23 protein-coding genes and 1 pseudogene are annotated in these 21,199 nt (G+C 59.8%); 7 read left to right on the top strand and 17 right to left on the bottom strand.

From position 1 onward, the window contains the following. Position 1: 1 nt before the first annotated feature. The 6 genes from AC1D06_RS18855 to AC1D06_RS18830 form a co-directional block, all read right to left on the bottom strand. Positions 2-937 (bottom strand): carbohydrate ABC transporter permease, encoded by a 936-nt coding sequence (locus AC1D06_RS18855; RefSeq protein ID WP_477875909.1) that lies wholly within the window; start codon positions 935-937, stop codon positions 2-4. A gap of 101 nt (positions 938-1,038) precedes the next feature. Then, positions 1,039-2,301, bottom strand: a complete 1,263-nt coding sequence (locus AC1D06_RS18850) for an ABC transporter substrate-binding protein (RefSeq protein ID WP_477987420.1) — start codon at positions 2,299-2,301, stop codon at positions 1,039-1,041. 35 nt (positions 2,302-2,336) lie between these two features. Then, the gene (locus AC1D06_RS18845; protein WP_477875911.1) at positions 2,337-3,503 is read right to left on the bottom strand and encodes a PLP-dependent transferase; all 1,167 of its coding nucleotides are present in this window, start codon (positions 3,501-3,503) and stop codon (positions 2,337-2,339) included. Next, positions 3,500-4,222, bottom strand: coding sequence for a FadR/GntR family transcriptional regulator (locus AC1D06_RS18840; RefSeq protein ID WP_477875912.1), 723 nt, complete (start codon positions 4,220-4,222; stop codon positions 3,500-3,502). The genes AC1D06_RS18845 and AC1D06_RS18840 overlap by 4 nt, the downstream gene beginning before the upstream one ends. 252 nt (positions 4,223-4,474) lie before the next feature. After that, entirely contained in the window at positions 4,475-4,705 is a 231-nt protein-coding gene (locus AC1D06_RS18835) for a DUF456 domain-containing protein (protein WP_477875913.1), read from the bottom strand. Between the two features lie 70 nt (positions 4,706-4,775). Further along, complete coding sequence (locus AC1D06_RS18830) at positions 4,776-5,033, bottom strand: hypothetical protein (RefSeq protein WP_477875914.1); 258 nt, start codon at positions 5,031-5,033, stop codon at positions 4,776-4,778. Between the two features lie 150 nt (positions 5,034-5,183). Here AC1D06_RS18830 and AC1D06_RS18825 point away from each other — a divergent pair. Beyond that, a pseudogene (locus AC1D06_RS18825) lies at positions 5,184-5,393 on the top strand (GntR family transcriptional regulator); the annotation flags it as partial. Positions 5,394-5,429: 36 nt separating this feature from the next. Beyond that, on the top strand, positions 5,430-5,918 hold the full coding sequence (locus AC1D06_RS18820) for a GntR family transcriptional regulator (protein ID WP_477876055.1): 489 nt from the start codon (positions 5,430-5,432) through the stop codon (positions 5,916-5,918). A 131-nt stretch (positions 5,919-6,049) separates the two neighbouring features. Here AC1D06_RS18820 and AC1D06_RS18815 read toward each other — a convergent pair whose 3' ends face one another. After that, positions 6,050-6,961 carry a dihydrodipicolinate synthase family protein gene (locus tag AC1D06_RS18815; protein ID WP_477875915.1) on the bottom strand — a complete coding sequence of 304 codons (912 nt, stop codon included), beginning with the start codon at positions 6,959-6,961 and terminating at the stop codon, positions 6,050-6,052. Between the two features lie 622 nt (positions 6,962-7,583). Between AC1D06_RS18815 and AC1D06_RS18810 the strand changes: the two genes are divergently transcribed. Next, entirely contained in the window at positions 7,584-8,606 is a 1,023-nt protein-coding gene (locus tag AC1D06_RS18810) for a calcium-binding protein (protein WP_477875916.1), read from the top strand. A gap of 53 nt (positions 8,607-8,659) precedes the next feature. Continuing rightward, a complete protein-coding gene (locus AC1D06_RS18805) occupies positions 8,660-9,706 on the top strand; it encodes a M10 family metallopeptidase C-terminal domain-containing protein (protein ID WP_477987415.1) in 1,047 nt (348 codons plus the stop codon). 79 nt (positions 9,707-9,785) lie between these two features. On the opposite strand, the gene AC1D06_RS18800 is transcribed toward AC1D06_RS18805, so the two are convergent. Continuing rightward, complete coding sequence (locus AC1D06_RS18800; RefSeq protein WP_477987414.1) at positions 9,786-10,763, bottom strand: threonine ammonia-lyase; 978 nt, start codon at positions 10,761-10,763, stop codon at positions 9,786-9,788. 89 nt (positions 10,764-10,852) lie between these two features. Here AC1D06_RS18800 and AC1D06_RS18795 point away from each other — a divergent pair, with 89 nt between their 5' ends. Then, positions 10,853-11,314, top strand: a complete 462-nt coding sequence (locus tag AC1D06_RS18795; RefSeq protein WP_477987413.1) for an Lrp/AsnC family transcriptional regulator — start codon at positions 10,853-10,855, stop codon at positions 11,312-11,314. Positions 11,315-11,481: 167 nt separating this feature from the next. On the opposite strand, the gene AC1D06_RS18790 is transcribed toward AC1D06_RS18795, so the two are convergent. Next, on the bottom strand, positions 11,482-12,450 hold the full coding sequence (locus AC1D06_RS18790; RefSeq protein WP_477987412.1) for a calcium-binding protein: 969 nt from the start codon (positions 12,448-12,450) through the stop codon (positions 11,482-11,484). A gap of 330 nt (positions 12,451-12,780) precedes the next feature. On the opposite strand from AC1D06_RS18790, the gene AC1D06_RS18785 reads away from it, so the two are divergent. Further along, complete coding sequence (locus AC1D06_RS18785; protein WP_477875921.1) at positions 12,781-13,992, top strand: AI-2E family transporter; 1,212 nt, start codon at positions 12,781-12,783, stop codon at positions 13,990-13,992. On the opposite strand, the gene AC1D06_RS18780 is transcribed toward AC1D06_RS18785, so the two are convergent. Both AC1D06_RS18780 and AC1D06_RS18775 read right to left on the bottom strand, forming a co-directional pair. Continuing rightward, positions 13,960-14,640, bottom strand: a complete 681-nt coding sequence (locus AC1D06_RS18780; RefSeq protein ID WP_477987411.1) for a calcium-binding protein — start codon at positions 14,638-14,640, stop codon at positions 13,960-13,962. The genes AC1D06_RS18785 and AC1D06_RS18780 overlap by 33 nt on opposite strands. Further along, the gene (locus tag AC1D06_RS18775) at positions 14,592-16,079 is read right to left on the bottom strand and encodes a hypothetical protein (RefSeq protein ID WP_477987409.1); all 1,488 of its coding nucleotides are present in this window, start codon (positions 16,077-16,079) and stop codon (positions 14,592-14,594) included. Before AC1D06_RS18775 ends, AC1D06_RS18780 begins: the two co-directional genes overlap by 49 nt. Before the next feature lie 182 nt (positions 16,080-16,261). Between AC1D06_RS18775 and AC1D06_RS18770 the strand changes: the two genes are divergently transcribed. Next, positions 16,262-17,278: a fumarylacetoacetate hydrolase family protein gene (locus AC1D06_RS18770; protein ID WP_477987408.1), complete on the top strand. Its 1,017-nt coding sequence runs from the start codon at positions 16,262-16,264 to the stop codon at positions 17,276-17,278. Here AC1D06_RS18770 and AC1D06_RS18765 read toward each other — a convergent pair. From AC1D06_RS18765 to AC1D06_RS18740, 6 genes are all read right to left on the bottom strand, one after another. Then, positions 17,275-17,652, bottom strand: a complete 378-nt coding sequence (locus tag AC1D06_RS18765) for a type II toxin-antitoxin system VapC family toxin (RefSeq protein WP_477875924.1) — start codon at positions 17,650-17,652, stop codon at positions 17,275-17,277. The two genes, AC1D06_RS18770 and AC1D06_RS18765, sit on opposite strands and share 4 nt — an antisense overlap. Continuing rightward, positions 17,649-17,873: a type II toxin-antitoxin system Phd/YefM family antitoxin gene (locus tag AC1D06_RS18760; protein ID WP_477987406.1), complete on the bottom strand. Its 225-nt coding sequence runs from the start codon at positions 17,871-17,873 to the stop codon at positions 17,649-17,651. The genes AC1D06_RS18765 and AC1D06_RS18760 overlap by 4 nt, the downstream gene beginning before the upstream one ends. Before the next feature lie 63 nt (positions 17,874-17,936). Beyond that, positions 17,937-18,161, bottom strand: a complete 225-nt coding sequence (locus tag AC1D06_RS18755; RefSeq protein WP_477987405.1) for a type II toxin-antitoxin system Phd/YefM family antitoxin — start codon at positions 18,159-18,161, stop codon at positions 17,937-17,939. Positions 18,162-18,217: 56 nt separating this feature from the next. Next, entirely contained in the window at positions 18,218-19,231 is a 1,014-nt protein-coding gene (locus AC1D06_RS18750) for an aldose epimerase family protein (RefSeq protein WP_477987404.1), read from the bottom strand. A gap of 91 nt (positions 19,232-19,322) precedes the next feature. After that, a complete protein-coding gene (locus tag AC1D06_RS18745; RefSeq protein WP_477987403.1) occupies positions 19,323-20,204 on the bottom strand; it encodes a 3-hydroxybutyryl-CoA dehydrogenase in 882 nt (293 codons plus the stop codon). 153 nt (positions 20,205-20,357) lie between these two features. Beyond that, positions 20,358-21,199 (bottom strand): electron transfer flavoprotein subunit alpha/FixB family protein (locus AC1D06_RS18740; protein WP_477987402.1); only part of this gene is annotated, 842 nt, incomplete at its 5' end.

The raw sequence follows: 21,199 nt of genomic DNA, 5'->3' as shown, positions 1-21,199 counted from the left end.
CTCAATCCTTGTTCAGCAGCATCTGCCGGAGCAGAATGATCAGCATGGAATAGGCGAGCAGCAGGATCAGCAAAACCAGCGCGATCGCCGACGCATAGCCGAAATCGAGCCGCCGGAAGGCCTGGGTAAAAATGTAGCTCGCGACGATCTGCGTCCGGTCGGCCGGGCCGCCGGCCGTCATCACCACGATCAGGTCGGCGAAATTCGACACCCAGACGGTGCGCAGGAGTACGGTGATGGCGATGGTCGGCGCCAGGAAGGGCAGTGTGATCGAGCGGAAACGCTGGAACCAGGTGGCGCCATCGATCGAAGCGGCTTCGTAGAGATCGCGCGGGATCGCCTGCAACGCGGCCAGCAATGTGATGGCGAAGAAGGGAATGCCCCACCAGACATTGGCGATGATCGGTCCCCACATCGCATAATGCGGATCGGAGAGGATATTGCCGGGCTCGCTCATCAGGCCGAGGCCATAGAGCCAGTGCGGAATGGGGCCGATCACCGGATTGAACAGCCAGGCCCAATTGAGTCCGGCAAGGAAGCTCGGCACGGCCCAGGGCAGGAAGCATAAGGCCTGCACCACGCCCCTGCCCCAGAAAGGCTTGTCTAGCAGCAGCGCCAGGATGAGCCCGAAGATGAATTGCAGCGCCACAGAGGCCCCGGTCCACCAAAGGGTGTTTTTCAATGCATAGTAGAAGGCCGGATCCCTCGCCAGATCACGAAAATGATCGAGGCCGACAAAGCCGCCGGAGAAGGGATTGAGCAATACGATATCACGGAACGCATAGGAAATGCCGACCGCGAGCGGCGCCAGCATGACGGCGGCAATCAGGATCAGCGACGGCGCGCTATAGAGATAAGGCGTCGATGCGTCGGCAAGACGTGTCAGCCAGGGCTTGCGGTCATGCCGCCCGTCGATCCTGTCGGCGGAGATTGTCATCGGCCAAGTGTTCCCAATGGCGGCGCTTCTGCGCCGTTCTCAGATAATTGTCAGGATTGGCGGCGACAAAACCCCGAATGCCGCCGCCAAGTCTCGCCAGGTTATTTCTTAGTGGCGAGGAATTTCTGCTGTGCCTTGGTCAGGTAGTCCGCCCACTGATCGGCCAGATCCTTCGGCGAAATATCGCCCAGCATCGCCTGCTGCGAGGTTTTGATCGCCAGGGAATCCTTGAAGAAGGCGAATTCCTCGAGATAGGTCGGCATCACGGTCGGCACCGTGTTGCTGTCGGCCAGTTCCTCGAACCAGCCCTTGAACTGATCACCCCTGTAGAACGGATCGTTCTGGGCGGCGGTGTAGGCCGGCAGCGCGCCTATGCGCTTGTTCCAGGCGATATTGCCTTCCGGGCCTTCGAGTGTGGCGATCAGCTTCCAGGCCAGATCCTTGTTCTGGCTGGTGGAGAACATCGACCAGCCGCCATAGCCGATGGTCGGGAAGGACTTGCCGTCCGGACCCTTCGGCAGCGGCGTGACGCCGAAATCGTCCTTGCTCATGCGCTCGGCAACCGCGATCAGAGCATCCGGATCCTGGTCGAGGAAGGCGCAGGTGCCGGAATAGAAGCCGGCGACGACTTCGTTGAAGCCCCAGTTGACGCTATCCTTGGGGGCCAGGCCCTTCTTGTAGAGATCGACCATCCATTCGATGCCCTTTGCCCAGCCAGCGCTGTTCATCGTCGAGGTGCCGTCGGCATTGAAATAGGTGTTGTTGCCGGCCATCGAAGCGGCGAAGATCATCCAGCCGTTCAAGCCGCCCGGACCGCCGCGCATGCAGTAGCCGTATTTGCCCGGCAGCTTGGAAACGGCCTCGGAATCCTTGACGAACTCATCCAGTGTCTTCGGTGGCTCGGAGACGCCGGCTTCCTTCAAAAGCTTCTTGTTGTAGAACATGGCGCGCAGATAGAAGCCGTAGGGCAGCATATAAGCGGTGTTCTTGACATCGCGGCCGAGTTCGAGTGCGCGCGGCGTCAGTTCCTTGGTGTGCTCCCACTTGGCGAGATAGGGCTCGAGGCTTTCGAGCATGCCATTGTTGCCATAGAGCGACAGCCAGGTGTCGGGCATTTCCATCACGTCGGGCGTGTCGCCGGCCGAGACCATGGTGGCGAATTTCTGGAAGGCTTCGTTCCAGGGCAGCGAGATGATATCGACCTTGGTGCCCGGATTGGCCGCTTCGAACTTGGCGACGATCGACTTCAGCGTCTCGGTGCGCTCGGGGCTGGTGATGACTTCCACGAGCTTCAGCGTCGTGTCGGCCATGGCTGTACCCGCCATCATGGCGGCGAACAGGGCTGCGGTTATCAGTCTTTTCATGGTTCTTCTCCCAGTTGTTGTCGTCGTTGTGGCTGTTACGACGCGGCTGTGATTGCCGCATCGAGATCGCTCCACAGGGCCTCGGTTCCTTCGAGGCCGACATGGAGGCGTACGGATCGCGCATGGATGCCGAAGGCTTGCGCGGAATTCGGCTGCGCTTTCTGCTGCAGCACCACCTCGCCCGGTACGATCAGGCTTTCGTGGCCACCCCAGCTGACGCCCAGCTTGAAGAGTTTCAGGCGATCGGCAAAGGCGCGGATGTCGATGCCCTCGCGGAAGATGAAAGAGAACAGGCCGGACGTGCCGTTCAGGCCCGCCGGCAGGCGATTGGCAAGGCCGGGATGGCAGACCTGCTCGACCAGCGGATGGGCCTGCAGTCGCCTGGCGACCTCCTTGCCGGCCGCTTCATGCGCCTTCATGCGGATCGGCAATGTCCGGAGCCCACGGATCAGCAGCCAGGCGTCGAAAGGCGAGAGCTTGCCGCCGAGATAGGGATAGGCTTCCGCCTTGATCCTGCCGATCAGGTCCTTCGAACCGGCGACAATGCCGGCGACGACATCGCTGTGGCCGCCGAGATATTTCGACGCCGAATGCAGCACGAGATCGACGCCGAGCTTGAGCGGTTGCTGGAAAATCGGGGTCGCCCAGCTGTTGTCGATGACGCTGACGATGCCGTGTTTCCTGGCCAGCGCGGCGAGCGCGCCGACGTCATGGGCATCCATCACCCAGCTCGTCGGACTTTCCATGTAAAAGAGCTTCGCGCCCGGCAGCGCCTTGGCGACCGCCTCCTCATCCTTGCCGTCGACATAGGTGACCTCGACCTTCATCTTCTTAAGAATCGTGCCGAACAGGCGGAAGGCATCCGGATAGACGTGGCGGACGGCAACGATCCGGTCACCCGGCGCGACGAAGCTCAGCACCGTCGACGAGATCGCCGCCATGCCACTGGCAAAACCGAGCGCATCCTCGGCTCCCTCCAGCTTTGCCAGCATTTCCTCGAACATGCGTACAGTCGGGTTAAGTCCGCGGGTATAGATCGGCCGCACCTTTTCGCCGCGATAAGAGGCGATCATGTCGTCATAATTGCTGAAGGTGAACAGCGAGGTCTGCACGATCGGCGGCACCACGGCCTCGAAGGCATTGCCTTCGTCATGGGCGACGATCAGCGAGGCAAGATCGAACGGTTCCGGACCGTCATTCATTTCGACATTTCCTTGATATCTTCCTCGACGACGTCGAGGATCTTCAGTGTTTCACGCCGCGCCGCCTCGGTATCCTGGGCGGCGATGGCGTTGAAAAGCGTGCGGTGGAACGGGAAGGAGCGACGGGCAAAGTCCGAACGGTCGAAGGGCTTGTCCCAGAAGCGCCAGAAGGTCTGCCGCATCTGTTCGAGGATCTGCTTGAATAGCGGATTGTGGGTGGCATCATAGATTGCCAGATGAAAGGCCAGATCCTGCGGCCCGGCGGTGCCTTCCGACATATGTACCCGCTCCATCTCGTTGAGCCGGTGCTCGATGGTCACCAGGTCCTTGAGGGTGCGGCGGCGCGCGGCGACCATATTGGCCTCGCATTCAATGCCGCGCCGCACTTCGAGCGTCTGCAACAGCACGTCGCGCAAATGCGTCGTGTCGAGCGACAGCGGCATGTGGATCGTGCCTGATGATACCGGCTTCAGCAAATAGGTGCCGCTGCCCTTGCGGGTCTCCATGACACCGAGCGCCTGGAAATGGCTGATGACTTCACGGATGGTGGAACGGCCAACGGCGAGCGCCGCCATCAACTCACGCTCAGCGGGCAGACGGTCGCCGGCCTTGAGATTGGCGCCGTCGATATAAGATGCCAAGGCTTCGATGACCTGCGCCGCCCTGTCAAGCGGCGGCAAAGGCGCGATGATCGGCCTGTCCTGCAATTCTGCCGGCATGGCGGCATATTCCCCGTTTCAATGTCAGCTTCTCAAATTGGTCTGACATCCTAGCATTTCGCAAGACGAGGCTCACGTCAATTGGTCTGACATCTGTCCTGTGGAAAAATTCGTGATCGCGAAAGTGGGATTTGGCGAATATATTTTTGCTTACCTCTGAAGCCGAGCAGGCCTTGCATGCCGAAAGCGGCCACAAACGGTCGCCTTCGGTTGGTATCCGATCGATTGATTGATTGCGGCTTAGAGAGCAGGCTAATTAGTGTGGTGTTTGCGGATGATGACACGGCGATGGTGATATCTATCCGCTTCCTTGCCGAGCTGGTAGCCGGTGACACCACCGATGACTGCGCCGACGGGGCCTGCGGCAATGGCTCCGGCGACTGCACCACCGACGAGGCCGGTGGTCTTGTTGCTGGCGGCATCAGCCGCCGTGCCAACAGCCAGGATCGAAACGGCTGTCATCGCAAAAACAAGTTTTCTCATGATCTTACCCTTTCCTATGACTGAGCAGATGAATCGTTGGCTTGCCAACGAAAGTCTGCTTAGTCCGGTATCATTCACCGTCGTCGTTTAGATCCACGCCAGGATCATCGTTCTGGTGAATGACGACATCGGGTTGCTGCTTCTTGATGATCACTGTCGGCTGCAGTCGCTCGATGACCACGGTAGGCTGTCTCTTCTGGACGACGATACTGCCCGTCGTGTCATCGTTGTCGATCACGGTGTGCGTCTCAATTTCGTCCGCGTAGGCAAGTGATGCCGTTGCGGGAGAGGCAATAAGAGCGGCGGCAAGCAGAATCCGCATTCTCATGACGAACTCCTTTTCTTGATTGGTCGATGTCTTGCAAACGACAGGAACAAGCGTTCGGTTCCGATCGAAAATCCGACGGCGGGCGGAAGCGGAATTCTGAAAGCGAGCCGGAATCTTCAGTTTGAAGTTTTGTCCCGCCAATTGTATAAAATGTGCAATCGCCGAATTATCGGCGCGAACAATATGGTGCGCTCCTTGGTTCCTGTCAGCAAAGGCCTGAAACACAAGACAATTTCCACGGCGGCGGCCGATGAAATCCGCAGCCGTATTCTTGGTGGGAGTTTCGCGCCGGGCTTCCAGCTCAAACAGGAAGACCTTGCGCAGGAGTTCGGTATTAGCCGGATTCCGATCCGCGAGGCGCTGCTGCTGCTCGAAAGCGAAGGCTTGGTGAAGATTATGCCGCATCGCGGCGCGGTGGTCGTCAAGCTCAGTGCCGAGGAGATCGAAGAGCTGTTCAACATGCGCATGCTGCTGGAACCGTTTCTGCTCGAACGCTCCGCGCCGCACCTGACAACGGACGATTTCGAGGCGCTCGGCAACATTCTCGCACGCTATGAGGATTCGATCGGCAAGCAGGACGTTGCGCGCTGGAACGACCTGAATGTCGAGTTCCATCTGCTGCTTTACAGCCACGCCCGCAGTCCGCGGATGCTGTCGACTGTGCACAGCCTGCTGAACGATTGCGATCGTCACACGCGCATCCAGTTGTCCAATATCGAGGCGGATCGCATGCGCGCCATGGCCGAACATGCCGACATGGTCAGGCTTTGCCGGGTTGGAAAATTTTCGGAAGCTGCCGCTCTGCTCTACACCCATATCGACCACGTGCGTGGCGGCTTGGTCGAGTTGCTGGGTAAAAAGCAGGAAACAGTCGAGGCGGCCTGACACCTTTGGCTCTTCGGATCGAGACTGAATCCAGCGCTCTCTACGAGCGCTGCTTAAGAAAGTTCGGCTCGCCCTGCTGAGCAAGGCGAGCCTGGAGGTCGCGCATCTGAGCGTAAAGGTCGCGCCTGCTCTCAGGCCGCCTTTTTCCTCGCGGTCGGCCGGGTAGCGGCAGCCTTTTCGACCATGGCGATGACCTCGGCGCGGCGGGCGCCGGTAAGCGGCATGCGCGGCATGCGGACGCGTTCAGAGCCGCGGCCCATGATCTGCTCGGCGAGCTTGATCGTCTGCACGAGGTCGTGCTCCGCATCGAGATGCAAGAGTGGCATGAACCAACGATAGATGCGCCGCGCCTCTTGCCAATCACCACGATCGGCGGCTGCGACCAATGCTACCGATTCTTCCGGGAAGGCGCTGGTGAGGCCGGATATCCAACCCTTGGCGCCGAGCATCAGGCCTTCCAGTGCGACGTCATCGAGACCGGCGAAGAGGTCGAAGCGGTCGCCGAACGCGTTGATCAGGTCGGTGAAGCGACGCGGATCGGGCGCGCTTTCCTTCACCGCCTTGATGTTCTTGACGTTTTCCAGCGACTTCAGCACGTCGGCGCCGATATTGACGCGATAGGCAGGCGGGTTGTTGTAGAGCATGATCGGCAGCGCGGTCGCTTCCGCCACGGCGCGGAAATGGGCGGCAAGCTCTTCGGGCTTCGGCACATACACCATGGCCGGCAGGAGCATCAGGCCGTCGGCACCGAGCTTTTCGGCATCCTTCGCATAAGCGATGGCGCGGCGGGTATCAAATTCCGAAATGCCTGTCACCACCGGCACGCGGCCATTCACCACTTCGACGGCGCCCTTGAGCACCCTGCGCTTCTCTTCGGGATCGAGCGAATTGTTCTCGCCGCAGGTGCCGAGAATGATCAGGCCGTTCACGCCATCCTTCACCAGCGCATCCTGGACGCGCTGCGTCGCATCCATGTCGATGGAAAGATCCTCGTGGAACTGCGTCGTTACCGCCGGAAATACACCATGCCAACCCGTCGTCATGCTCAAACCTCCAAGATTGTATAAAATCTTCAATATACAAAATTAAAATCGTGGTCAAGTGATATATCAGACGATGGGTAGAAAAATCGCCGAGCAGATTCGCTGCGCGGCGTCACGCTGGCTTCAGAAAGAAGCCGTGGCGCAAGCGGCGGCTGGAACAGGGCCAGTCAGGTTTTCAGCGCGGCGACGCACTTTCAGCCGGCGATGAATCCGCCGAGCAGACAGGTCAGATCAGCGTTCAGGAGCTGACGTCCGTTGAACTGCGCCACCTCCAACAGCAGTTGGCGCGACAGCGCAAGTGCCAGTCGACGGTCTGCCGGATGAGTTCCGGGACTTGAGTGATCTCGATCATCGTCGGTACCGCAATGCCCTTGTTACGGGCCACGTTCAGGCGGCTTCGATCATTGGCGGGACATCTGTTTGGACTCCCCTGCATTTGTCACCTGTAAAATATTTCGTCGATTTTCTCTATGGTGCCGAATAAATCATATTTTACATACGTAAAATATCTGACAGTCGTAAAGGACCGCGAAAACCCGGGCTGGATTTTGCGACCGGACCGCTCAAGCACGCTGCAAACAGGCTCTCCGTCGCCGATCGCGACGCCAGGAAAGGTCGGACCATGTCTCTCGTCGTTTACGATATATCCCTGAAGGATTCCGGAGTCATCGCCGAGCTCGGCACCTCGAACAGCGCCCTCATCGAAAGCGGTGTGACGCTCGCGAGCACGGGCTCCGAGGTCGTGCACACGTCAGGCAATAATCAGACAGTGAACATCCAGGGGACGGCATTCGGAGGTCTCTTCGGCGCCTATATGGGCGGTGCGGGTGCTTTCAATCAGACATTGATCGTCGGAGAGAACGGCTATCTTTCCTCGCTCCAATCGGAAGCGGCCATCCTCTGGGGGCATGGTTCCACCGTCGTCAATCACGGTGTGATCGAGGCATATGTCGCCAGTCTTGGCCTGCACGGAGACGGCGGCAATGACAGGATCGACAATAGCGGCACGATCCACAGCATAAACTATGACGGCATTTTTCTGACCGGAAGCGACAATGTCGCGGTGACCAATAGCGGCCTGATATCGGGCGCGGCCCTGGCGATCGATTGTGCCACCGACACCGGCAACATATCGGTTCGCAACACCGGTACGATGTCCGGCGGCATCTTCTTCGGCGACGGTGCCGACAGCTATGATGGAAGCGGCGGCGCCGTGTCGGGCCTCGTTCAGGGCGGCATTGGCGACGACCGGATCGTAGGCGGGGACGCCGCCGAACAGTTCGAGGGCGATGCAGGGCGTGACGTCCTCGCTGGCGGGGGCGGTGCGGACCATTTCATCTTCGCCGCCGCCCTGGACTCCACCGTCGCCAAGGCGGGCCGCGACCTGATCACCGACTTCTCTCATGTCGACCACGACAGGATCGATCTTTCCCTCATCGACGCCACGGCCTCGACCGAGGCGACCAACGATACCTTCCACCTGATCGGCACCGCAGCCTTCAGCGGCCAGGAGGGCCAGCTCCGTTACGTCTTCCACGGCGGCCACACCCTGATCTCGGGCGACACCAACGGCGACAAGACCGCCGATTTCGAAATCGAACTCGGCACGCATGTGGCGCTCGCCAAGGGCGACTTTCTTCTGTGACAGCCAACCCCTTCATGGTCTCCCCCTGAACGATACAAACGGAAAACCTTATCATGAGCACATTGAGAACCGTGACCGGCACCCTGGTGGGTGCCGGCTCACAGATCAACCTGGCCGACACCGACAGCCTCTACATCGCCGAGAACGGCATCGTCGCCAACACCAACCGCAGTGTCGGTAGCGCGCTCGACTTTGCCATCTATGGTTATGGCAGCCAGCAAACGGTGATCGTCGATGGGCAGGTCAGCGCCTATTGGGGCGGGGTGGTGCTGGTCGCCAACCAGACGGCTGCCAATTCAGGTCAGAAAGTGGAGGTCGGCGATACCGGCAAGATCTTCGCCGAGGTGGGCTTTGGCATCGCGGTCACCGCCGACAGCTCGTCGATACACAATGACGGCCTGCTGCTGGGCGGCGGCGGCATCTCGCTTACTTCCAATGCCAGTTGGAGGTCCGAAATCGTCAATCGCGGCACGATCGATGTGACCAACAATGCGATCCTCTACAAGGGTTCGGAGGATTTGACGCTGCTGAACCGCGGCGTGATCTCCGGTTTCGCCTCGTTCTATGGACAGTTCGGCACGGGTGCGGAGCATATCCGCAACAGCGGCGAGATGAATGGCAGCATCCTGCTCGGCACCGGCGGCGACAACTATGACGGCCATGATGGCATCTGCACGGGGCTGATCAGCGGCATGGCCGGCAATGACCAGATCATCGGCGGGCGTGAAGCCGAAACCATACAGGGTGGCGACGGCCGTGACATCCTGACGGGCGGCGACGGTGCCGACAAGTTCATCTACCGTTCTCTTACCGAAAGCACAGCGGCGCGCACCGGCCGCGACCTGATCACCGATTTTTCCCATGCCGATCACGATCAGCTCGACCTCCGTGGCATCGACGCCACGTCGTCCGACCCATCGACCACCTCGTTTCATTTCATCGGCAGTCACGCATTCTCGGGTCAGGAAGGCGAACTACGCTACACCTTCCACCACGGCCACACGCTGGTCGAGGGCGATATCGACGGCGACAAGCATGCCGATTTCGAAATCGAGCTCGGCACGCATGTGGCGCTCGTCAAGGGTGATTTCCTGCTTTAGCCCCCAGGCAAGCGAACCAGCGGGGGCAATTGCACATGTGGTGATACCCGCTGAACTCAGCCCGACCAAAGGCATTGCTCTAGCCGATATTCCCATCATGCCTTCCGGCCGATGGTAGCCACGTCTTGATCTGTTGCTCCGCGAGGTTGGCGCCGCACAGCATAGTCGCAATGCGGCGGCCGTTCAGCACGGACGCTTGTGCAAGAATAGCTGCAAGCCCCGCCGCTCCGGCCGGCTCGACGATGCTGTTCCATGTTTCGTGGGCAAACCGCATCGCGCCGAGTATCTGATCGTCATCGACGAGAACGACCTCGTCCACGGTCTCTGCAAGCCATTCCACAGCCGATGGCACGGGAATCCGAACGGCAATTCCGTCGGCGATCGTGTGCGCCTCGCGGGTCGGGATCGCCTTCCTCGCATTGAAAGACAGCGCCATGCAGGGCGCGCCCTTTGCGGCGACGGCGACGACCCTTGTCCGCGGCGATTTGGATTTGAACCAGCATCCCATTCCAGCCGCCAGAGCACCGTTGCCGAGCGGAATGAAAACGGCGTCGATATCGTCGACCGCTTCGGTGAGCTCCGCCGCGATCGTTCCGGCACCCTCGGCAATCGCGGCACTTGCGCCGTCTTCGACGAAAGACAGGTTCCGCTCGGACGCGTAGACTTTGGCTTCCGCCTTGGCGGCGTCGAAATCTTCGCCGGCAAGAATGACCTCCGCCCCGAACCGGCGCATTGCCTCGATCTTCAGCGGATTGGCGTTGAGGCTGGCAAAGACGACCAGGGATCGCCCCTGTCGCGCGGCATTATAGGCGAGCCCCTGACCGAAATTTCCGGCCGATGCCGTGACCAGAGTCGTTCTGCCACCGGCGAGACCGGCCAGGAAATATCCTGTCCCTCGACCTTTAAAGCTACGGATCGGATTGTCCGTCTCGTCCTTGGCGACAAGCGACAGTCCGAGACTTTCGGAATGCAGCAGTTGCGTGTTGAGAAAGATCGGATCGATGCGTTGGCGTGCATCGTCGATATTGAGGGAAGAGAGAGGCGCTTGTTTTGTCATGCAGAGATGCTACGGATTTTCAACGCGGACAAACCGCGCCGTTCAGAAAATTGTCGCGGATTTTCCGTGAAAATGAAGAGTTTGGCGCCATGGACGACATCGATCGAACCATTCTCTCGATCCTGCAGGAAAGTGCCGATATTCCCGGCAAGGTCATTGCCGATACCGTCAATCTATCCACCTCGGCTGTCGAAAGGCGGATCAACAAGCTCAAGCAAGATGGGATGATCGAGAGGATCGTGGCTGTGGTCAGTCCGAAGGCCGTCGATCGTACCCTGTCCATCCTGGTCGAGCTCGAAATCCAGAACGAATACCGGCACACGCTGGAGCAATTCCAGCGGTGGCTGGATCGCGCGCCAGAAATTCAATCCTGCTGGTATGTCACCGGCGATGTCGACCTCGTCCTGCTTGTGGCTGTCCGCAATCTCGAAGAATACAATGCTTTCATCGACCGGCTGATGAATGAGCAACCGGCGCTGGTGCGAAAATACAAGAGCCTGATCGCGCTCAAGACGGTCAAGCATGGCCTGACGCTTTCCGTTCAGGAGTAGCGGCTTTTCGTAGCGCTCGGCGATGCAGCGACTTTATGGGAACGGCGGGAAGGGTCGACTTGAGCCCAGATCAGGTGCGTGAGACCGCTAAGCCATGCTGGCCTCATTCGGCCCCATAACGGATGAAAGCGCCGGCGCTATCATGGCCGGCGCTTAAAAATTCCCAATCAGATCAGAACGTTGTCGCTGTTCAGCTCCGAAGCGCTGACGCCGAACAGCTTGACCATGTTGCCGTCGCCGAGATCGAGAACGACGTCGCCATGGTCGGATTGCTGCCAGCAGCGGCCGGCATCGCCATGGCCATGCTTGTCGTCTTCACCGCCGTGCCAGCCGTGGCCCTGGCCGGGCAGCACATCGTCGAGACTGGAGAAGCCGAGCGCCGTGAGGTCGAGCTTGTCGGAATTCGGATCGAAATCGAGGATCAGGTCCATGCCCGACTTGGCCTCGAAAACAAAACGGTCCGCGCCGGCGCCACCGATGAGGAGGTCGCTCTGCTGGCCGCCATTGAGGACGTCATTGCCCGCGCCGCCCATCAGCTCGTCGACGCCCTTGTTGCCCAAAAGCGTGTCGTCACCTTTGCCGCCATAGAGCAGGTCGCTGTAGCCGGAGCCGGAAATCGTCTCGTCGCCGCCCAGCACCATACTCAGGAGCTTGGTCGCGTCAAGGTGCGTGACGGCCTTGACGAAGTCCTTGGCGTCGATATCGAGGCCGGAAATCGAGAAGTCGGCCTTGCCGGGGCCGTCGATGGAAAAGGAACTGATCGTGCCGCCATCGATTGTGGGAAGCTTGCCTTTTTCGACGGTGATGTCGAGATCGGAACCGGTGATTTCGAATGTCCACTTATGACCCAGCGTGACGCTGATCAGATTGTCCTCGACATCGAAATTGGTGACCTTGCCGAGCGACTTCAGGTCGAGACTATTGAGATTGACCTTGAACGAGGTCGGAAGATCGAAATGAAACTGCGCGGACGGATTGCCGCCGCCATGATCGTGGCCGTTGTCGTCCCCGCCATCATCATCGCCGTTGTCGTCGCCGCCATTGTCATCGCCCCACTGGCCGTCATCGTGCCAGGAGCCGTGATGGTCGGAATTGTCGTCATGCCCATTGCCAAAAAAACGCGATTTTCCCGTCATGGAGAACCCTCTATTGCACCCACCACCGCTGAAGTGCTGCAATCCTTACGCCGGGCCTGTCAAACATTCGTAAATGTGCCGATTAAAATTTTAAATTGCGACTATTCGTGCGGACGGGTTTCCATATTGGCGGAATAATAGCGCTCGCCAGGGTGTTGAGCGATCGGGGGCGGGGTTGCCTGCGTTCGCACCCGTTCCCAGATATGGTCAGACTGACCGAGCTCAAGATATCAAATTAACGGAATGTCGCTAGGATTCATGAAGAAAGTGGGCTAGCGAGCATTTCGATGGCATAGTCGGCGGCGCGCATCCTCAAGAGCGAGAAAACAGATGAATGTGTTCAACCGCGATCCGAAAGAGCCGCTGATCGAGCGCACGCTGATTGTCAGCAGCCAGCGCACGAATGCCGTGCTCGTGGCGCCGCATTCGATCGCGCGCTGGCTCCTGGTTTTCGTGCTCCTCGCCGGCGCCTATTTCTTCTACGGCTTCCTTGTGCCGGCGCTTGCAGCGCTCATTATCGGTTTTGCCAGCTGGCCGATCTATCGGTGGCTGCTCGGCAATATCGGGGGCAATCGTAGCTGGGGTGCGACGATTGCCATCCTTCTGGTCGTCTTCTTCATCGTCGCACCTTTGTCGCTGACTGCCGTCTATGCCTTCAAAGAAACGAAGATCTGGGCGGCCTGGGCGATCCACGCCAATGCCGCGGGCGCGGCCGTGCCGCTCTGGATGTCGAAGATACCTGTCGTCGGCGACATGGTGGCCGAACAGTGGACGAAAAATCTCGGCCATCCCGGTGGCCTGGGCGAGCTTGTGCAGGCGATCAGCGGCTCTAATATCAGCAATATCTACAAGGGCATCGTCATTGTCGGCGCCACGGCCTTCCATTGGGTGCTGACGCTGCTCTTCATGCTGATCACCCTCTTCTTCGTCTATCGCAACGGCGAGGACCTGGTGGCGCAGCTCGATCTGATCGGCGAAAGCGTATTGCCCGGCCGTTGGGAGCGCGTCTCGCGCATCGTGCCGCTGACCATCAGTTCGACCGTGACCGGCATGACGATGATCGCCATCGGCGAGGGCATCGTGCTCGGTGTCGCCTACTGGCTTTGCGGCGTTCCGTCACCCGTCTCGCTCGGGCTGATCACCGGCATCATGGCGTTGATCCCTGGTGGCGCTCCGCTCTGCTTCTGCCTCGTCTCCGTCTACTTGGTCGCCACCGGCAATTGGGTCGAGGGCATGGCACTCGTCGCCTGGGGCTCGGTGGAACTCTTCATCGTCGATAAGACGCTGCGGCCGAGGCTTGTCGGCGGTCCAATCAAGCTGCCGTTCCTGCCGACATTCTTCGGCCTGATCGGCGGCGTCAAGACGATGGGCTTCCTCGGCCTGTTCATCGGACCGGTGCTGATGGCGCTGCTCGTTTCCGTCTGGCGCGAATGGCTGCACGATGTGCACCTGCAGCACCAAACCGCCAGGGGCGTCGAGGTCGACCCGCATCTCGATCATCCCACAGCGCTAGACGACCGAAAAGTCGCTGCTGGTGAGTGAAAGACCCGGCTGCAGGTGAGCGAACAATATCTGCGCTGCACCGTCCGAGCCATCGGCATCGAAGTAGAGATTGCCTGTCGCGCTGTCATAGATGATGCGCTGCAATGTATCGGTCGCCGATGTCCCGACATGGAAGGCATCCGCGGAAAGGCTGCCAACCGGCCCGACACCCACAAAAACACTATCATCAAGCGCGATCGTGTCGTTGTCGACGGAGAATTTCTTGATCGTATCGACGTTGGATGTGGCATCCAGCGGCGTGCTGAACAGGAACGTGTCACTGGAGAGACCGCCAATGATCGTATCGTTGCCGGCGCCGCCGTTGAGCGTGAGATTTTGCCCGGATGCGGCACCAGACGCATCAATCATGTCACTGCCTGTGCCGGCGACGAATGACACCGTATCAAACGTATCCTCATGCGCGACGGTGACGCGCCACGGCAGGCCGGTGATTGCCAGACCGGCAGTGGTGGTTTTAATTTGCACGCTGTCGGCCATGCCGGTGCCAAATGTGGCGACATTGTCCACCTGGCCGTCTCTCAAACCCGTGCCGAGCGTGGATTCGAGATCGATCACGACCGATTCAACGCTGCTGCCGGTCAGATTATCGATCGCAATGTTGTCGGCTCCCCCGAGAGCGTGAAGCATGACCTGCTCGACGCCGCGCAGATGCATATTGATATTGGCGACGTTGCGAAGAGATTTGCCTGCCCATCGACGGGGGAAGAGAGAACCATGTTTTCCGCGATATTGGCGCCGAAGAAATCCAGCGTGTCCTTGCCACCCTGACCAAGGACAGTATCGTTTTCGTCTCCGGGCTGCCAAATGTACCTGTCATTGCCGTCTCCCATGATAGCTGTGTCATTGCCACGGCCGCCGGTGATCACATCGGCATTCTTCGATCCGATCAGCACATCAGCATCATCGCCGCCATTCAGGGAAAAGCCTGTCGCACTCGTCGTCACGTCACTGGCATCGATCACATCCGCACCGAATCCGCCTTGGATGGCGATCATATCTTTCGCATCGGCGCCCTCGACCGTGAGTTTGGCCGCGAGCCCAGTGACGACGAGCGCAGAACCGTTGTCGGAAATGGTGATGAAGTCGCCGTTGGCCGTGCCGAAAGCCGACACGGTGTCGGAGAAGCCGGCGCCGCGCGTGAGGTCGATATCGACCCGGTCGACGGAGGAACCGGTGAAATCGGATAGCGACAGGAATTCCGCCGCAGCACCGGCTTGAATGACGAGATGTTCGATGCTGGTAAGCGCGAGCGCACCTGCATCCGTACCGAGGCTGATCGCTCCGGCATTGTTCTGCGCCATGATCTCGAAATCGTTCTTGCTGGCGACAAATGTCGCAGTGTCGGYGCCGTCACCGCCATCCAGGCTGAACGTGTACTTGGAAACCACGCCGCTGTTGATGTCGATGGCATCATCGCCTGCGAGCGCGAAGACCTGCAGCAGATCCGTTGGATCCGCAGCCTGAATGCTTGTCTTCCAAGTCGAGGCCCCCGTACCGGAAGACGCGCCGGATCCTGTTACGCTTATTGTATCGGCGAGGTCCGAGCCTTCGATTGCCACCGTATCGGTCTCGCCGCCGGCGGAAGCGAGATCGAGTACGACATTCTCGATGCCCGTGCCGGCGAGATTGCCGACGGTGATCGTGTCGGCGCCGGCCAGGGCGTGAAAAACGATCGTCTCGAAGCCCTGTACGTCGAGATTGATATTGGCGACGTTCCTGAAGAAGTCGAGATGCGAGCCGACCGCGGTCAGATTGATGACTTCCGCGATATTGGCGCCGCTGAAATCGAGCGTGTCCTCGCCCTTGCCGCCCGTGATCGTATCGTTGCCGTCGCCTGGTCCCCAGTGAAAGAGATCGTCTCCGGCGCCCATCGACACCAAGTCGTTGCCCATTCCGCCGGCAATGCTGTCATCGCCGCCACCGCCCGCGATGGTATCGTCGCCGCCGCCGCCAAAGATCGTATCCGCCAGGTTTCCCGGCCGGCTGGCTCCGGAGATAACGACGCTCGGCGACACTTCGTCAGGCGTAATGATTTCGCTGTCGATGGTTCCGGTAAATGTCGGCATGGCTCACTTCCTCCCTGCGCAGCGCATCTCGCGTAATATTACTACGAAACAGCATCCTCGTTTCTTCGCCGAAGAGGATGCCGGCATTCGCCCATCCCGACAACGGGTGACAAACGCTGCGGATTGCTGCACCATTGCGTTTCGCCGTGCGTCGCGGCGCCAAAAGCATTGGGGGGAACAGCATGAAACTCGCAACACTCAGGGATTCAACGCGTGACGGCCGGCTGGTGGTCGTGTCAAAGGATTTGACGCGCTGCTCCGAAGTCGGGCACATCGCCCGGACGTTGCAAAACGCGCTGGACGACTGGGAACATGCTGCCCCGCGGCTGAGGCGCGTCGCCGAAGGCCTGGAGACCGGCGCGGAGCCGACCATGCGGTTCCATGAACATGATGCGGCCTCGCCGCTGCCGCGCGCCTATCAGTGGGCCGATTGCTCAGCTTACGTCAATCATGTCGAACTGGTGCGAAAATCCCGCAACATGGAGATGCCCCCGAGCTTCTGGACCGATCCGCTGATCTATCAGGGCGGATCGGACACCTTTCTCGCTCCGCGGCAGCCCATCCCGCTCGTGGATGAGGCGCTTGGGCTCGACATGGAAGGCGAGGTGGCGGTGATCGTCTCGGACGTGCCGATGGGAGCAAGCGTAGAAGAGGCGCGCGAGGCGATCCAACTGGTCATGCTGGTCAACGATGTAAGCCTTCGCGCGCTGGCACTCGGCGAGATCAACAAGGGCTTCGGCTTCTTCCAGGCCAAACCGTCATCCGCCTTTTCGCCCACGGCCGTATCGCCGGACGAATTAGGCGATGCCTGGCAGGCCGGCAAACTGCATCTGCCGCTCTCCGTCGACCTGAACGGCAAGCCGTTCGGCCGCGCCAATGCCGGCGTCGATATGACCTTCGATTTCGGCCAGCTTGTCGCCCATGCGGCCCGGACACGCCCACTCTCGGCCGGCACGATCATCGGCTCCGGCACGGTGTCGAACAAGCTCGGCGATGGGCCTGGAAAACCGATTTCCGACGGCGGTGCCGGCTATTCCTGCATCACCGAGATGCGCATGGTGGAAACGATGATGCACGGTGCTGCAAAGACGCCGTTCCTCAAGGCTGGCGACGTCGTGCGCATCGAGATGAAGGACAAGAGCGGCCATTCGATCTTCGGGGCGATCGAGCAGACGGTGGAGGCGTATCAGCGGGGCTAGGCGATTGTGATGTCGTAGAGCGGGAAATTGCTGTCCACCGTCAGGACCTGCAAATTCTCGCTCATAGCCTGCGCGATCAGCATCCGGTCGAATGGATCGCGGTGGTGGTGAGGCAGTGCTTCATATACGGCGATATGAGATAGAGTGACCGGGAGGATTTCGATGCCGGCTCGAAGCAGGAGGATACCCAGGTCATCTTCGATCTGCAATTTTCCCAGGCTTTTCTTGATTGCGATCTCCCAGATGGAGACGATGCTGACAGTGCAGAGATTCTCACGCTCAAGAAAGGGTAAGTATCGCTGAGGGATCTTTTCCTTCTGACCCACAGCCCAAATGACGATATGTGTGTCGAGCAGATAGAGCCGACCACTCATTTGACATACTCGTCCCATTCGGGACCGAGTTCGTCAAAATCATCCGCAATCCAAATCTTGCCCTCGAATGCGCCCAACAGCCGAGGACGATCAACACCGCCCTCGATTGCCGGCTCAACCTTTGCGATCGGCTTGCCATCACGCGTGAGCGTCACATGCTCGCCTGCCTCGATACGCCGTACCAGGTCATCAAGCGTGGTGTCCTTGATCGCGATCTTCATCGGCATCAGTCCCGGAGGTGATTAGTATTGCATACTCGATATAATTCGCGACGAGTTATATACTCAGCAGCTGTATTTTTCCATTCCGGTTGGAATGTCTTCCCAATCAACCGGCAACTCGAACTGCCCTTCGAATGCGCCGACGCGAGGCAAAGGTCGTCCCGGCAAGGCCGCGACGACACGCACATAGGGTTTGCCGTGCCGCGTGATTTCCACGTCCTCGCCGCCCGCGGCCTTGCGCAGGATCTCCGAGAGATTGGCCTTCATCTCGGCAATGGTGATGTTCATCGACGGCTCCAAACTTAGAGCCATAAATTAGGCCATAAAGCAGTCGCCAACAAGCCTCAGCTACGCGCGAATACGTAGTCCGTCTCCTGCCGCAGCACTTTGCCGGGGCTGAGGATCGCCTTCGGGAAGCCGGCTTGATTGATCGCATCCGGCCAGATTTGGGTTTCCAGGCAAAGGCCCGAGAACGGGCCGTATCTGCGCCCTTCCAGCCCCGGCACCGGCACGTCCACCTTGAAGGCGGCGTAGAACTGGACACCAGGCTCCGTGGTCAGGACACGCATTTCGACGCCAGATTTTTCGCTGCGCAGACGCGCGACCTCGCGCTTGGTGACGCGCTCATCCGACAGGCAGAAATTATGGTCGAACAGGACCCGTTCGCCGTCTTCCACCAGCACTACCGATTTCAGGTCTCGGAAATCGAAGGCCGTTCCAGTCACGTCGCGCGGGCCGCCTGCGGGGATTTGCACTTCATTGGTCGGCAGATAGGCGTCTGCGGCGATCTGCAGTTCGTGTGCGTCGGTGATCGGCTCGCCGTCGAGGTTGAAATAGCTGTGCTGGCAGACATTGGCGATGGTCGGCTTGTCTGTGGTGGTTTCGTAGATCACCGACAACACACCGTCTGGCTTCAGTTCATACGTCGCAACGATGGTGCAGTTGCCGGGATAGCCGGCGCGCCCGTCCGGGTCGAGAATGGTGAGCACGATCTTGCTTTCGGTCTGCTCGACGATCGTCCAGTTCTGCTTGCCTATGCCATCCGAACCGCCATGCAGATGGGTGACGCCGCGCTCGTTGCGTTCGAGATGGTATTCGTGGCCGTCGATCGAGAAGCGGCCGTCGGCGATGCGATTGGCGTTGCGACCCGGCGTCGCGCCGAAATAGGGCGAGTGGACGAGATAGTCTTCCATAGTCTCGAAACCAAGCACCAGCGGCGCATCGTGGCCATCGAGCCGCAAATCCTGGATGATCGCACCCCAGGTGAGCACCTGCGCCGTCAGACCGCCGCCCTTGAGGAAGACCCGGGTCACCGTCTCTTCATTGGGACCCATGCCAAAAATATCGCTTCTCGTCATTCCAGATTTCTCCCCGCGGCGAAGCGCCGAATGCCGGCGCGAAATTGTATGATTTTTGCGCCGGCTGCAACAGGGAAGATGAAAGAAGCGCTTAACGGGTGGGAACCGGCACTGCACCGCGGTAGTCATAGAAGCCGCGGCCGGACTTGCGGCCAAGCCAACCGGCCTCGACATATTTCACCAGGAGCGGACACGGACGGTATTTCGAATCGGCCAGACCGTCATGCAGCACCTGCATGATCGACAGGCAGGTGTCGAGGCCGATGAAATCGGCGAGCTGCAGCGGTCCCATCGGATGGTTGGCGCCGAGCTTCATGGCAGTGTCGATCGCGTCGACCGAACCAACGCCCTCGTAGAGCGTGTAGATTGCTTCATTGATCATCGGCAGCAGGATGCGGTTGACGATGAAAGCCGGGAAATCCTCGGCGACCGTGATCGTCTTCTCGAGCGAGGTAACGAATTGCTTGGCCGCGTTGAACGTGCCCTCATCGGTGGCGATGCCGCGCACGAGTTCGACGAGCTTCATCACCGGCACGGGGTTCATGAAGTGGATGCCCATGAAATGCTCAGGCCGGTCGGTCGCGGAGGCGAGCCGGGTGATCGACAGCGACGACGTATTGGTGGCGAGGATCGCTTCCGGCTTCAGGACCGGACAGACGGTCGAGTAGATCTTGCGCTTGGTCGCCTCGTCCTCGGTCGCCGCTTCGATCACCAGGTCGGCAGAAGCGAGGTCGTTGAGGTCGGCGGAGCCGGAAATGGCGGCAAGCGCGCTCTTGCGTTCTTCTTCCGTGATCTTGCCGTTGGCCACCTGACGGGCGAGGTTGCCGTTGATCGTGGCAAGAGCCGCTTCGATGCGCTCGGAAGACAGATCATAGAGCTGGACGCGATAGCCGGCGGCGGAGGAAACCTGGGCTATGCCACAGCCCATCTGACCCGCCCCAATCACACCGACATTCCTGATTTCGCTGCCCATGGTCTTTCCCGTGATAGATTTTTTCGATTTTTGGCGGTGAACCGCTTATCAACACATCATAGTGGCCGGGCTCGCAATTTCGCAAGCCCGGCCATTTTGATACTTCCGTTCAACAAGGATAGCCAGAGCTTTTTCGCAATTGCGAAGACCTGGTTAATCGCCTCGAAGGGCCTTTTCGAGTTCGGGCAGCGCCTCGAACAGGTCGGCCACGAGGCCAAAGTCGGCAACTTGGAAGATCGGCGCTTCCTCGTCCTTGTTGATCGCAACGATCACTTTCGAATCCTTCATGCCCGCCAGATGCTGGATGGCACCGGATATGCCGACCGCGACATAAAGATCGGGCGCAACGACCTTGCCGGTCTGCCCGACCTGCCAGTCGTTCGGCGCATAGCCCGCATCGACGGCAGCACGCGAGGCGCCCACGGCCGCACCCAGCTTGTCAGCCACCGGCAGGATGACTTCGCGGAATTTTTCCGACGAACCCAGCGCCCGGCCACCCGAGACGATGATTTTTGCCGAGGTCAGTTCCGGACGATCCGATGACGACAAGGCATCGCCGACATGGGTCGACAGGCCTGGGTTGGCTGCAGATGCGATTGCCTCGACGGAGGCCGAGCCACCTTCCGCTGCAGAGGCAAAGCTTGCCGTGCGCACGGTGATCACCCTCTTGGCGTCGGTCGCCTGCACCGTCTGGATCGCATTGCCGGCATAGATCGGACGTTTGAACGTGTCGGCCGAGACCACTTCGATGATCTCGGACACCTGGGCCACATCGAGCAGGGCGGCAACCCGCGGAAACACGCTCTTGCCGGTGGCGGTGGCCGCCGTGACGATCGTGTCATAGCTCGGAGCAAGGCTGACGATCAGGGCGGCGAGCGCTTCGGCGATGTTGTGGCCATATTCGTCGCTATCGGCGAGCAGCACTTTGGCGACGCCGGAAAGCTTTGCCGCCTGGTCGGCAGCAGCCTTGGCGCCCTTGCCGGCCACGAGTACAT

The organism is Rhizobium sp. P2_G2 (assembly GCF_056403555.1).
Note: the sequence above shows the minus strand (reverse complement) of the source record. Positions and strands in the feature narration are given on the sequence as shown.

Bases quoted from the DNA above. Each gene is read 5' to 3' on its own strand.
- AC1D06_RS18855 (WP_477875909.1), bottom strand. From the start codon at position 937: ATGACAATCTCCGCCGACAGGATCGACGGGCGGCATGACCGCAAGCCC.
- AC1D06_RS18850 (WP_477987420.1), bottom strand. From the start codon at position 2,301: ATGAAAAGACTGATAACCGCAGCCCTGTTCGCCGCCATGATGGCGGGT.
- AC1D06_RS18845 (WP_477875911.1), bottom strand. From the start codon at position 3,503: ATGAATGACGGTCCGGAACCGTTCGATCTTGCCTCGCTGATCGTCGCC.
- AC1D06_RS18840 (WP_477875912.1), bottom strand. From the start codon at position 4,222: ATGCCGGCAGAATTGCAGGACAGGCCGATCATCGCGCCTTTGCCGCCG.
- AC1D06_RS18835 (WP_477875913.1), bottom strand. From the start codon at position 4,705: ATGAGAAAACTTGTTTTTGCGATGACAGCCGTTTCGATCCTGGCTGTT.
- AC1D06_RS18830 (WP_477875914.1), bottom strand. From the start codon at position 5,033: ATGAGAATGCGGATTCTGCTTGCCGCCGCTCTTATTGCCTCTCCCGCA.
- AC1D06_RS18820 (WP_477876055.1), top strand. From the start codon at position 5,430: ATGCCGCATCGCGGCGCGGTGGTCGTCAAGCTCAGTGCCGAGGAGATC.
- AC1D06_RS18815 (WP_477875915.1), bottom strand. From the start codon at position 6,961: ATGACGACGGGTTGGCATGGTGTATTTCCGGCGGTAACGACGCAGTTC.
- AC1D06_RS18810 (WP_477875916.1), top strand. From the start codon at position 7,584: ATGTCTCTCGTCGTTTACGATATATCCCTGAAGGATTCCGGAGTCATC.
- AC1D06_RS18805 (WP_477987415.1), top strand. From the start codon at position 8,660: ATGAGCACATTGAGAACCGTGACCGGCACCCTGGTGGGTGCCGGCTCA.
- AC1D06_RS18800 (WP_477987414.1), bottom strand. From the start codon at position 10,763: ATGACAAAACAAGCGCCTCTCTCTTCCCTCAATATCGACGATGCACGC.
- AC1D06_RS18795 (WP_477987413.1), top strand. From the start codon at position 10,853: ATGGACGACATCGATCGAACCATTCTCTCGATCCTGCAGGAAAGTGCC.
- AC1D06_RS18790 (WP_477987412.1), bottom strand. From the start codon at position 12,450: ATGACGGGAAAATCGCGTTTTTTTGGCAATGGGCATGACGACAATTCC.
- AC1D06_RS18785 (WP_477875921.1), top strand. From the start codon at position 12,781: ATGAATGTGTTCAACCGCGATCCGAAAGAGCCGCTGATCGAGCGCACG.
- AC1D06_RS18780 (WP_477987411.1), bottom strand. From the start codon at position 14,640: ATGCTTCACGCTCTCGGGGGAGCCGACAACATTGCGATCGATAATCTG.
- AC1D06_RS18770 (WP_477987408.1), top strand. From the start codon at position 16,262: ATGAAACTCGCAACACTCAGGGATTCAACGCGTGACGGCCGGCTGGTG.
- AC1D06_RS18765 (WP_477875924.1), bottom strand. From the start codon at position 17,652: ATGAGTGGTCGGCTCTATCTGCTCGACACACATATCGTCATTTGGGCT.
- AC1D06_RS18760 (WP_477987406.1), bottom strand. From the start codon at position 17,873: ATGAAGATCGCGATCAAGGACACCACGCTTGATGACCTGGTACGGCGT.
- AC1D06_RS18755 (WP_477987405.1), bottom strand. From the start codon at position 18,161: ATGAACATCACCATTGCCGAGATGAAGGCCAATCTCTCGGAGATCCTG.
- AC1D06_RS18750 (WP_477987404.1), bottom strand. From the start codon at position 19,231: ATGACGAGAAGCGATATTTTTGGCATGGGTCCCAATGAAGAGACGGTG.
- AC1D06_RS18745 (WP_477987403.1), bottom strand. From the start codon at position 20,204: ATGGGCAGCGAAATCAGGAATGTCGGTGTGATTGGGGCGGGTCAGATG.